The 12,697-nt window shown below is 48.7% G+C and carries 10 protein-coding genes and 1 tRNA gene; 2 read left to right on the top strand and 9 right to left on the bottom strand.

The genetic code is table 11. The annotated features are described in order from the left end of the window. Positions 1-209: 209 nt before the first annotated feature. A complete protein-coding gene (locus MHI55_RS10515; RefSeq protein WP_340389910.1) occupies positions 210-3,830 on the top strand; it encodes an S-layer homology domain-containing protein in 3,621 nt (1,206 codons plus the stop codon). A gap of 236 nt (positions 3,831-4,066) precedes the next feature. Here MHI55_RS10515 and MHI55_RS10510 read toward each other — a convergent pair. Then, positions 4,067-4,139: transfer RNA gene (locus tag MHI55_RS10510), tRNA-Ala, on the bottom strand. Positions 4,140-4,324: 185 nt separating this feature from the next. Then, on the bottom strand, positions 4,325-4,792 hold the full coding sequence (gene nrdR, locus MHI55_RS10505) for a transcriptional regulator NrdR (protein WP_036609807.1): 468 nt from the start codon (positions 4,790-4,792) through the stop codon (positions 4,325-4,327). A 116-nt stretch (positions 4,793-4,908) separates the two neighbouring features. Between nrdR and MHI55_RS10500 the strand changes: the two genes are divergently transcribed. Continuing rightward, entirely contained in the window at positions 4,909-5,130 is a 222-nt protein-coding gene (locus tag MHI55_RS10500; RefSeq protein WP_017689472.1) for an alpha/beta-type small acid-soluble spore protein, read from the top strand. 82 nt (positions 5,131-5,212) lie between these two features. Here the strand turns inward: MHI55_RS10500 and MHI55_RS10495 are convergent, their stop codons facing one another. The 7 genes from MHI55_RS10495 to pstB all read right to left on the bottom strand — a co-directional run bounded on the left by MHI55_RS10495 (position 5,213) and on the right by pstB (position 12,607). Beyond that, complete coding sequence (locus tag MHI55_RS10495; RefSeq protein ID WP_036609809.1) at positions 5,213-5,776, bottom strand: lytic transglycosylase domain-containing protein; 564 nt, start codon at positions 5,774-5,776, stop codon at positions 5,213-5,215. After that, positions 5,773-6,369 (bottom strand): dephospho-CoA kinase, encoded by a 597-nt coding sequence (gene coaE, locus MHI55_RS10490; protein WP_076252299.1) that lies wholly within the window; start codon positions 6,367-6,369, stop codon positions 5,773-5,775. Before coaE ends, MHI55_RS10495 begins: the two co-directional genes overlap by 4 nt. Before the next feature lie 9 nt (positions 6,370-6,378). Beyond that, entirely contained in the window at positions 6,379-7,194 is an 816-nt protein-coding gene (locus MHI55_RS10485; protein ID WP_076252301.1) for an MntP/YtaF family protein, read from the bottom strand. 100 nt (positions 7,195-7,294) lie between these two features. Beyond that, on the bottom strand, positions 7,295-8,122 hold the full coding sequence (gene mutM, locus MHI55_RS10480) for a DNA-formamidopyrimidine glycosylase (protein ID WP_036609815.1): 828 nt from the start codon (positions 8,120-8,122) through the stop codon (positions 7,295-7,297). 118 nt (positions 8,123-8,240) lie between these two features. Next, positions 8,241-10,895 (bottom strand): DNA polymerase I, encoded by a 2,655-nt coding sequence (gene polA / locus MHI55_RS10475; RefSeq protein ID WP_340389908.1) that lies wholly within the window; start codon positions 10,893-10,895, stop codon positions 8,241-8,243. 233 nt (positions 10,896-11,128) lie between these two features. After that, a complete protein-coding gene (gene phoU / locus MHI55_RS10470) occupies positions 11,129-11,788 on the bottom strand; it encodes a phosphate signaling complex protein PhoU (RefSeq protein ID WP_036609819.1) in 660 nt (219 codons plus the stop codon). A 63-nt stretch (positions 11,789-11,851) separates the two neighbouring features. Then, positions 11,852-12,607: a phosphate ABC transporter ATP-binding protein PstB gene (pstB, locus tag MHI55_RS10465; RefSeq protein ID WP_036609821.1), complete on the bottom strand. Its 756-nt coding sequence runs from the start codon at positions 12,605-12,607 to the stop codon at positions 11,852-11,854. Positions 12,608-12,697 lie beyond the last annotated feature (90 nt).

Here is a 12,697-nt window from a genome sequence, read left to right as displayed (position 1 = left end):
TTATTGCAATTCCCGCAAACTTCAACACTATCCCTATACTTCGAAGTAATCGTTTTCATTCTAAATATACGCTATGTTTAAATTAAAGGATTGAACGCCTGATAAACATAATATATATAGTTGGGCGCTTGTCATATGGACAACGTGTCCGAATACGATGCGGTAAGCCATGGGCGCACCGCATCGAAAAATAAGGAGGATTTTCATTTATGCCAAAACGATTTAGCAGAATGCTCGCGTTCCTCTGTTGCTTGGTAATGGTGGCGTCGCTAATACCTACCAGCTATGCCGCCGCCACTGACAACATCGAGAACGCAGAAGCGAATGAAACACCCACCGCCATTTTTGGAACTCCCGAACTCGGGTCAAACGACCCACTCTGGGGCCAGACCATGGAGCATCACATCAACAAAAGCACTGTGCCCGCCGATCCCAGACCCCATGCCACGGGCACAGCCAGAATCCTTTGGGACCATGACTACCTGTATTCCAGAGTAGTTGTGAATGACAGTAATCTATATCAGGGAGCTGGCGGAGATCACCAGTACGACAGCCTGGAGTTTTATGTCGGCACCGGAACCGGAGGCTCAAACCAATGGCGCGTTAGCGCGACGGGTGTGTTCTCAGGGCAGGCCGCTCCGGGCAGAGCTGCATGGACCCAGATCACGGAAACAGGATATATCGTGGAGATGAGAATACCCAAAAGAACCTTGACCTTGGAGGAGGGCAAGCTTACCTTTGAGGTTTATATTAATAACTCAACGGAAAAGGGCGGTGATCGTTATGAAGTCGTTTCCTCTTTTGGAGTTCCAGACGCAGCTTATACCAGCGCTGATTCATTTACAGACAGCCTGCAGCTCTCTTTAGCCAATGAAGTGGACACCAGATTCTCAATCACCGCCACTGCGGGACCGGGCGGCCGAATAACGCCGAACCCACCCGGCGATGTTCTGAGAGTAGATCGGGACTCTAACAAAGAATTTACGTTTACCCCCGATTCCGGCAAAATGGTGGATACCGTAACGGTAGACGGTGAGACCGCGACTCTATCTGCTGGCACTTATACCTTTTCGAATATTGAGGCTGACCATACAATTCACGTAACATTCAAAAACGATCCGGACGCGGGGATACTTCCCTTTATCGTATGGAATGACAACTTCGCCAGTGGCGAGTACACAACGGCTGTCATCATCGACTTAGGCGAGGGGAAGGCAGCGTTAGGCTCCGAGCTTAATTCGGGCTTGTTTACCTTGTCAGCCAGGAACACAACCCTGAACGGCGAAGCGGTGACCTTTGAAGGAACGCGCAAGATCACAAGGGTATACGCTAATGACGAACCGAAGGTACGCGGCTATCTGGGGCCGGTAAGCAATTCACCGGATTATCAGGACGGACTGGCAAGTGGCCGTTACATCGTAGTTGAGTCTGAGTTTTATTCAGCGAGCGGCGGCAAAACAACGCTGGATGGCAGCAGTAACTCGACAAAGCAGGTTTACAACATCGTCCCAAACGGAGAGATCGTACTGACAGAAGGGAGTCCACTTCGCAACGTGGTTTTTGAACAGGAAAAAGTTGTGAATCCGATCCTTGACAAGTTTACAACATTCACGGACAATTCGGTCAATCGCTCGCTCTACCTTCACAAGGATGAAGACGGTAAAGTGATCAAAGGATTGCCGCTGTATGTTTATACCCACGGCATGTCACGCGGCGGCACAAACGCTGCGACAGACCAAAAAGCGGCCATGAAATCCGCCAACGGCTCGGTCGCTCTAATGAAAAAGATGGAACAAAATCCCGATAAGTACGCCAGCCATGTACTGAACATTTCCTATAATGGCGTATCTGTTCCCTCAACAGAGAATGTTAAGAAGGTCATAGACGCCCTGATTGCCAGCGGCGAAGTAGACCCTAATCGTGTTTACGCGGCGGGCTTCTCATGGGGCGGCCAGTATACAAACAACTTAGTTAACAGCCACCCGGGCTTCTTCGCCGCCGCCGCACCTATGGCCCCGGTAAGCGGTTCACCGAATGCTAAGGACAATGACGCTCACAACACCTTGGCCTATTGGATGTTTTTAAATACTCATAATGTTGGAGGCTACCAGACTAACCTCAATAACTTCATCAATAACAATATGCCGAAAATGATCAACGCGAGAGCTTCGCGCTTTGAGAGCAATGAGATTCTTACGTGGCCCTACAATCAATTTGATCAGCCGAATCTGAGGCCAAATCCGGCCAACACACCTGTTCTGGCTGATTACATAGCCCACGAAGTTGAAGCGGCGGTTCTTTACAACGAGATAACTATGGGGAATTGGAGCATAGCTCCCACGGCGCAGTCCTCTAACTTGCCAGTTTGGAACAATGACTACACAGACGTCTTTGATTGGATGTTCGCGCAGAGAAAACCGGTCGTGCCCAGTGCTCCGAGCGGCTTCAAGGCGACAGCCGGTGACGGACAGGTCACATTGAGCTGGACCGCCCCTGCTGACGACGGTGGCAGTGCGATCTTGGGCTACAAGGTATGGTATGGCAACGTGACGCCGGTCACACTGGATGCGACGGAGACCAAATATACCTTTAAGAACCTGACAAACGGCCAAGGCTACAACTTCACCATCATCGCGATGAACGCGAAGGGCGACGGCGCGGAGATAAGTGCTACGACGACGCCGATGAAGACGACGACTCCCACTGTGCCTGATTCTGGCGGCAATACGGGCAACACCGGAAATACCGGCAACATCGGTAATACGGGCAACACCGACAATACGGGCACCGGGACAGACGCTGGAACGTTGAAGTCGACCTACACAGTGAATACACCGAAGGATAAACCCGCGGTCACAGACAAAAACGGCAACACCACCCTCCCCGGCGGTGGCGAGCTTGCGACCAAAGACGGGACCAAGATTAAGGTACCCGAAGGCACAACGATAGACTCAAACGGTAAGGTAACCATTCCGGCAGACAAGAGCGCCGAAGTGACACTACCCGGCGGCAACAGCATAGTAACCATTTCGGGCGGCTCGACGATCGCGAGCGACGGTACGGTTACAGTAGGCGGCAAAGACGCGCATGTGGGCCTGCCAAACGGCAACCGTGTGGATATTCACGGCGGATCGAAGATACAGAGCGGCGGAGCGGTTGTGGTAGGACCGAGCGGCGCAAAAGTTAGCTTAGATAACGGCATGTCGCTGAACATCCGTGAGGGTACGGAGCTGGCATTTGATGACGCCACCCCACTGGGCTTCCTCGTGATATCGGGCAATCCTTTCAGGGATGCCAACATGGACGACTGGTTCTACAACGATATAAATTTCGCCTACACATACGATCTTTTCAACGGCACCACGTCCACGGCGTTCTCACCCGGCACCGCAATGACGCGTGCAATGTTCGTGCAGGTACTGTCTAATCTTGAGAACGTAAACCTGTCCAGCTATACGAGTTCCCGCTTTAACGACGTGACGGACGGACAATGGTACACCGCGGCAGCCGAGTGGGCAGCCGAAAAAGGCATAGTTAAAGGTACAAACGCAGACCTGTTTAATCCCAATTCACCGATGACGCGTGAGCAGATGCTGGTGATACTGTACAACTACATGAAGTACAAAGGCTATGAGATACCTGAAAGCCACTCTAAGTCCTTCACGGACGAGAGTGAGATCAGCTCTTGGGCGTTGGAGGCCGTTCAGGCGCTACAAGGCATCGGCATTGTATTAGGCAAGACGGACAACTTTTTTGCTCCCAAAGCCACCGCCACACGCGCCGAAGTAGCCACTATCTTTGTAAGGTTCGTTGAATATCTAGCTAAGTGAAAGCGTATACAGAAAAATGCAGCCCCTTCCGGTTGGACAATATCCAGCCGGAAGGGGCTCCTTGTTTTCCAACTGTACTTTTTTTGACAACTCCACAGTCAGGACTTTAAACCCTCTATTTTTGCATCTAGAATATTTGTCCCCAAGTCCAAAAAATTCTAATTAATTAATGCATGTTCTGATTTATTTCACGCACAAAAAAACGCCATCACATGACGTGATGGCGTTCTTGATTATGGAGCCTAGGGGGATCGAACCCCTGACCTCATCGCTGCCAGCGATGCGCTCTCCCAGCTGAGCTAAGGCCCCAGGATATGAAATAGATAACTTGTCCAGCGCTGCTACGTTCCACAGGCGACTTCTATATCATATAAAATCCAGCTTTCGCTGTCAATCACTTTCTCAAGATCCAAAGTGATTGGAGAAGAACAACCGATTTCTCTGGTACACACGGACTGGAACTCCAGACTGCTCTTCTCCCTTTACCCACTTCACTAATCCTCCAGATCGTCTTTGGACAACAGGGATTTCAGTTCTTTCATGAACATATTGATATCTTTGAACTGGCGGTATACCGACGCAAAACGGACATACGCCACTTCATCGACTGGAAACAACTGTTCCATCAACAGCTCACCAATCTGGCGACTCTCAACTTCAGCATCAGCTGTATTACGGAGAGATTTCTCCACTTCAGATACCATCATCTCCAGGGTCTCTACGGAGACTGGACGCTTCTCGCAGGCACGAATAAGCCCACGGAGAATCTTGTCCCGGCTAAACTCTTCCCGGCTGCCATCTTTCTTAATGACGATCAGTGGAGTCTCCTCAATCATCTCAAACGTTGTAAATCTTCGGGCACACTGCTCACACTCACGGCGACGACGAATGGATTTTGCTTCGTTGGCCGGACGCGAATCAAGCACTTTGGTACCCATATAACCGCAATAAGGACACTTCAAAACAGATCACTTCCCACGTTTTACTTTTTACCACATATTCCCTGTACTGATTTTGTAATGAAAAACGCATTGCCGACACATAATACTTTTACCAACCCGCGAGGAGGTGAACAGCAATGGCACAAAGCAATGGTAACTCCAACAACTTGGTGGTAACTAAAGCTTCCGCAGCACTCGAGCAAATGAAATATGAAGTTGCTCAAGAACTCGGAATCAGCATCCCACAAGACGGATACCAAGGTAACATGACTTCTTACGAGAACGGTTCGATCGGTGGATACATCACGAAGCGTCTGGTAACAATTGCAGAACAGCAATTGGCAGGTCAATACCAATAATATCTGCATCGTAATACGCTACACAGAGGAGCATGGAGCGGCCGGTGAATAACCGGCCTGCTCTGTGCTTCTACTTATATACTTAGAACGTATTATAGATCTTTACATACTGATTATAATAGTAAATGACTCTTTGTACATAGTGACGCGTCTCACCAAACGGAATATCTTTCACTGTATCGAACGAGCCATCCCATACACCATCTCTAAGCCAACTGTTCACTTTGCCTGGCCCCGCATTATAGGCAGCGATCATAACTGCTTCATTGCCATCGAATTGATCAGACAGATTCCGCAGATACCATGTGCCTAATTGAATATTTCGTTCAGGCTCGTGCTTCAATTCCTCCAGCGAAGTGTCGGGAATTTTGGCTTGTTCCAGTATCCAATTCGCCGTGTCTGGCATCAGTTGCATGAGCCCAATGGCACCTCGTTTGGATTCCTTGCTTGTCTTAAAATTGGTCTCCACCTTGATAATGGAAGCAATCAGAAACGGATCAACCTCATAACTCTGAGATTGGGCACGGATCTCTTCCTTATAATGTATGGGATAGAACCATGCCATCCAGTTTGTATTCAGAAATAACACCAGTACAAAGGACACAAACATCAACAGCAGTACACGTTTCTTACGCAATATTCTCATAACAAACCCTTACGCTGTAGATATGAGTCAATTTGCTGCTCCGTCTCTGTCCATAAGCGGCTGTTATCGATGACAATGTCTGCCAGCTGCTTTTTGCGCTCAATATCCATCTGAACATCCATTCGAGCCTCAGCCTGTGCTGCAGTCATTCCATCCCGACTCATCAAGCGATCTCGTTGCACCGATCTCGGGACATATACAACCATGACTTCCTCGAAACCGTTCTCCAGACCTGATTCGTAGAGCAAAGGAATATCAGATACCACAAGTTTATCCGGATGTTGCAACGCGTATGCAGCAGCCCGTTCGCGCATCTCTCTTCGGATCGCCGGATGTGTGATAGCCTCCAATGCCTTTCGTTCCTCTGGTTGTTCGAAAACAATACTTCCAAGCTTTTTCCGATCCAGTGTTCCATCTTCGTTCAGTATGGCTTGTCCAAACCGCTTAACAGCGGCGGCCAACACGGGATGCCCAGGCATCATAACTTCCCGGGCAATAACGTCTGCATCGATGAGCAACGCTCCCTTACTGGCGAGATAGGCGGAAACACTGCTTTTGCCTGTCGCGATCCCGCCGGTTAAGCCTATATTCATCGTTTCACCTCATAACAACTTCATTATTCCCATAATCATTAACATTAGCGCTGGCAATACAGACAGTCTTCGCATCCAGCGCAGAGCTGAGAATCGTAGGCCAACCTTCATGCCGAGTGACAAAAACGCCCCACTAAACAGTGCAATAATGAGTGCTGTCCATAGTGTAGGGAATCCCAGAAGTGCCGCTCCCAAACCTGCTCCAAACGCATCCAGAGACAGGGCAATACCCAGCCACATCGCTTCTTGAGCAGATATACTCCCCGAGTTATCCATATCCGCCTTGGAGGGACTGCGAAGGATCTGAATGACAACGCCCAGCTTGCGCAGCTCCAGTGTAAATACCATTCGTTCCAGTGATCCATTTGAAGCCGACTGCTCCAGATCCAGTGCGAGCACCTGATTCCTGCCCTTTGAATCCGACAGTCTCTCTTGTGCTTCTCCCACTCCAGTTACCTTTGCTTCTGTTCCCTCACCCATTCCAGTGTCTGTTTCCAGCTGTTCTTTGCCTTGCTTTCGAATTAGTTGCAACAGTGACCATGCACCAATACCTATCAATATGACGGCTCCCACGATCGAAGCGATATCCGGTGACACCACATGGGACAACAACACACCTACTTGCATCGACAAGGCAATAACCAATCCCGAACAGATCGAAATAACAGCGATAGATAACAGGGGAATCTTAGTCCTCCGTAACCCATATGTAATCCCGACTCCAAAACCATCTAAACTAAGCGCCAAAGCAAGCGCCAGCAATGAAATAAAATGATGCAGCACCCCGGACTCCTCCTCTGTGCGGTACTCGTGCCAACTGAAGATGCCAGTATGGGTATACGCCCGCTTATTTCTGCCATATCAGTATATGGAGGGAGGAATCCAAGGGTGCTATGATTTCATCATTTCGTTCATTCAGTTCATGTTACAACAGCTGACAGTTCGGACAAAAATGCGTGCCACGGCCACCAACCACCGTTTTTTCAATTAACGTACCACAAGTTGTACAAGGTTCTGATTTGCGTCCATAGATTTTCAGTTGATGCTGGAACATCCCCATCTCACCCTGTCCATTCACATAGGACTTGATGGAAGATCCACCTGCATTCACTGCATCTTGCAACGTAGCCACAATCGCTTCATGAAGCACCGTTAACTGAGCTTCGGTCAGTGTCTTGGCAATCGTCTCGGGATGGATAGCTGCGCGAAATAGAGCCTCGTCCACATAAATATTCCCGATACCGACCACATATGCCTGATTTAAAAGCACAGCCTTGATTTTGGTTGTACGCTTGCCAACCGCCTCGCGGAATGCAGTTACCGTAAAGGCTGGATCAAGCGGCTCCAGTCCCAGCTTCAGCAAAGGTTTGGACACCAGTTCCTCACCTGCATTGAACAGATGCATCGTACCAAATTGACGCACGTCCTTATAACGCAATTCCGTACCATCATTAAAATGGAAGATCACATGTGTATGTTTCTCCACATCTTCATGCTGCTCGTACACACCGTACCTTCCTTCCATCCGCAGATGGGAGACAAGCACCAGCCCGTCCAGCAAAATACGCAAAAACTTGCCGCGGCGCTCCACGCCAATGACGGTATGTCCCGCGAGTTCCATTGCAAATGCATCTATGTCGTCCGGCCGCTGAATAATCCGCGGCAAGCTAACGGTAACATGATCAATCGTTTTGCCCACAATAAGTTGATTCAATGTTCTTCTGACTGTTTCGACTTCCGGTAATTCCGGCATGATGTTCTCACCTCCCCTATATTATAACGGAAGATGGCGCTCAGCGGGACCCTTTTCTTATATCTCAAACGTGGAAAGGCCTTTTGTAAAATACCGGAAAAACCGCGCGGCACTTGATTTATTTCGCTTCGTACCAGTTTTCACCAAAGCTGACTTCTGCTTTCAGCGGAACCGACAGTTCCAAAGCTTTTTCCATAACAGAAGGTACTAACTCTTTCATCAGTTCCAATTCATCCGCAGGCACTTCGAATACAAGTTCATCGTGCACCTGAAGCAACATGCGGCTCTTCAACTTGCGTTCCCGCAACGCTTCATCCATCTGTACCATGGCCAGCTTGATGATATCTGCCGCTGTTCCCTGAATCGGTGTATTCATCGCCGTACGCTCTGCGAAGGAACGCAGATTGAAGTTGCTGGCATTAATCTCTGGCAGGTAGCGACGACGTTCCAACAGCGTTTTGACGTAACCATCCTGGCGAGCTTCCTTCACAATATCATCCATATATCGGCGCACACCCTGGAATACTTCAAAATACTGATCTATAAACTGCGCGGCCTCTTTACGTGTAATGTGCAGGTTCTGTGATAAGCCATAATCACTTATGCCATACACGATACCAAAGTTAACTGCCTTCGCGGAACGACGCATATCCCCATCCACATCCTCAGGCTTCACACCGAATACATCCGAAGCTGTCTTTGTATGAATATCCATATCGTTGACAAACGCTTCCTTCAAGCGCTCATCGTCCGAAATGTGGGCCAGTACACGCAGTTCAATCTGGGAATAGTCTGCTGCCAAAATGGACCATCCTGGCTCGGAAGGAACAAATACCTTCCGGATTTTGCGACCTTCTTCCATCCGAATCGGAATGTTCTGCAAGTTCGGGAATTGACTGCTAAGTCGTCCCGTTGCAGCAATGGTCTGACGATAATACGTATGCACCTTGCCATCCCGATTGGATATCTCTTTGAGCAATCCTTCCACATAAGTGGATTGCAGCTTGGCAAGCTGACGATATTGCAGAATATGCTTGACCACATCATTATAAGGAGCCAATTTCTCCAACACTTCAGCATCTGTGGAATAACCCGTTTTTGTTTTCTTCACCACTGGCAAGCCCAGTCTATCAAATAAAATCTCACCCAGTTGCTTCGGTGAATTCAGATTAAATTCCGTTCCTGACAGCTTGTAGATCTCAGCCATCAACCTGCTGATCTGTTCTTCAAACTCACTGCCCAAAGCCTGTAGATCGGCTGTATTGGCCTTGATGCCCTGTTTCTCCATGTCCGCCAATATGCGTGACAACGGCATCTCCAGTTCATGGAACAGTGAATTCATCTCATCGGTTTCCAGCACCTGCTCCTGAAGTGGAATAATGGCTGCTACTGCAGCAGCTTTACGGCACAGGAAATCACCCAAGATCTCCACTTCCGGTACCTTGTACTTGGCACCTTTGCCCATAACCGTGTCATCCTCCACAAGCGACGGCAGACCATACTTGGTCGTGAGTCCACTAATCGTCTGGTTGGATTCGGTTGGATCAAGCAAATACGCTGCCAGTTGTACATCAAATGACGCACCAGCGAATTCAATGCCATGCGCATGCAGGGCCAGGTCTACACGATGAAGATCATAACCCCGCTTTGGCTGGTCTGAATTACCAAGCCATGCCCGCACTGGAGCCGCAGCCTCGGAATGAAGCAATTCGGGAGATATGAACGTATACGTTCCAGCGGAACCTACAGCAAGTCCAATCAATTTCGCTTGGTGCGGGTTATCCCCATGTGTCTCCACGTGGAGTACATCAATGGAATCGAGGGAACTGAACAGCTCACTGATGTTGTCCTCTGTTGCAATGGAGGATTCAACTTCGGCAGCAGGGACCGCTTCCTGTTCAGAACCGATGCTGCCACTGAACGACAGGCGTTCGAGCAAGGATTTGAATTCCAGCTTGGCCAATGCAGGGCCCGCATGTTCTTCTTTTAATCCAGCGAATTGCATATCCTCCCACGTCTGCTCCAGCGGAACTTCCCGGTGAATCGTCGCGAGTTGTTTGCTCATCCGGGCATCTTCGGCATGGGCCTCGATCTTTTCTTTCATCTTGCCTTTCAGCTCACTAGTGCCGTTCAGCACATCTTCTACCGATCCGAACTGGTGTAGCAGCTTCAACGCTGTTTTCTCTCCAACCCCGGGAATCCCTGGAATGTTATCGGACGCATCGCCCATCAGACCCTTGAGATCAATGATTTGCAGCGGCGTCAGACCATAACGCTCCTTAATCTGAGCAGGATCATACAGCTCAATATCGGTTACCCCTTTACGTGTCAGCCCGATATGTACATGTTCGGAAGCAAGCTGCAGCATATCTTTGTCACCCGATACAACAAGCACCTGTCTGCCCGCTTCATCTGCGCGTTTGGTTAACGTTCCGATGATGTCATCCGCTTCGAATCCAGCCAGCTCAAACTGAGCAATGCCAAGTCCTTTCAGCAGTTCTTTGAGCAAAGGAAATTGCTCTGACAACTCTGGTGGTGTTTTCTCCCGTCCGCCCTTGTATTCCTGGTACCCTTCGTGGCGGAACGTGATTTTGCCTGCATCAAATGCAACCATGACATGTGTAGGCTTATGCTCTTCAAGCAATCTCAGCAGCATCGTAGTGAAGCCATATACCGCATTGGTATGCAGACCTTTCGAGTTGGTCAGAGGCGGCATTGCAAAAAACGCCCTGTAAATAATGCTATTTCCATCTATGAGAATAAACTTGTCCATTCCAGCACCTCGCGTATTATATGGTCAACCTCTTCAAATTACATCTACTCTCATGATACCATACCCACCTGTCACATCAAAAAGAATAGCCTCTTTCACTTCACATTTAATCGCAAAAAAGAACCTTCTCCACAGACAGCTGTACACAGCCTACCTGAGAGAAAGTCCTTTTCCATTCATATGATTGCATTACTTAATCAGTACTGATTCCCCAATTCCAAAGCAATGCTCTTCTATTGATTCAGATCCGGACGTTTACCTGTCACCAGGTATACCGTGCTCTCACCAATGTTGGTTGCATGATCGCCAATACGTTCAATGTAACGCCCAACCATCATCAGCAGCATAGCCTGAGAAGCCTGATTCGGATGCTCTGACATTAACGTGTAGAGATCACTGATCATGTGGCTATACAGTTGGTCCACCTGATCGTCCGTTTGAGCCATTTTATAGGCCAGGTCTGTGTTTTCTTTCAGGAAAGATTCGATGGATTCATCAATCATGGATTTCACGATTTCTGCCATTTGCGGGATATCCACCAAAGGTTTAATCAGCTTCTGTCCATCCATCCGGAGTGTTACCTTAGCCACGTCGAGCGCAAGATCTCCCATACGCTCCAGATCACTGGAGATTTTGAATGCCACGATAATACGTCTGAGATCCTTTGCCACCGGCTGTTGTGTGATGATCAGTTTGGAGCCAAGTTCCATAATTTTGTCTTCAAGGGCATTCAGATTCGCATCATTCTTGATGATGACCTGAGCTTTCTCCGCGTTCATCGTTTGTAAACTCTCAATAGCACCATCCAATGCTGCTCCTACATGTTCACCCATTTGTTTGAGCAAGGTACGCAGCTCTTCAAGCTCCTGATCAAATTCTTTTCTGCGAATCATAGATTTCATGTCCTCCTTATCCATCATCTCCGGGTATGCCGGGATCATTCCAATTCAGCTCGCTTAACCGAACCTTCCAGATATATAATCCTCGGTTCGAGAATCTTGCGGTGTGGAGAATAACGTCTCCGTATCAGCTGCCTCCACCACTTCACCATTCAGGAAAAATACCGTGCGTCCAGATACCCGTGCCGCTTGGTGCATATTGTGGGTAACCATAACGATCGTGTACTTGTGATGCAATTCCTTCACCAGTTCCTCAATCTTCAATGTGGAGATCGGGTCGAGTGCAGACGTTGCTTCATCCATCAGCAGAACGTCAGGCTGTACAGCCAGCGCCCGTGCAATACAGAGACGCTGTTGTTGTCCACCAGACAAACTAAGTGCCGACTTTTTCAATACATCCTTCACTTCATCCCACAATGCAGCATGGACAAGACTTTGTTCCACCAACTGATCCAGTTCAGCCTTTTGGGTTACCCCGTGCAAGCGAGGTCCATAAGCCACGTTATCGTATATGGATTTTGGAAAAGGGTTCGGTTGTTGGAACACCATGCCAACTCGTTTGCGCAGTGTCTCCACTTCAATCTCATTACTGTAGATATCGGAGCCGTTCAGCATAACCTGTCCTTCCACACGAACACCCGGAATCATGTCATTCATCCGGTTTAACGTGCGAAGCAATGTCGATTTACCACAACCTGACGGCCCGATGAACGCAGTAACGGTTTTTTCCGGCAGATCCATCGATATATTTTTAAGCGCGTGATGCGTATCATAATATAAATTAAGATTTTCAATGTGAATGAGGTCCTTCATGGATGTTCACTTCTCCTTCGCTGCAGGGACACGGAAACTCCCTTTACGTTGAGACCGATACTGATAATCTTTCATCGCTGCTCGGCCATC

Source organism: Paenibacillus sp. FSL E2-0151 (genome assembly GCF_037993015.1).
Taxonomy (GTDB): Bacteria; Bacillota; Bacilli; order Paenibacillales; family Paenibacillaceae; genus Paenibacillus; species Paenibacillus amylolyticus.
This window is presented reverse-complemented; position numbering and strand designations above follow the sequence as displayed.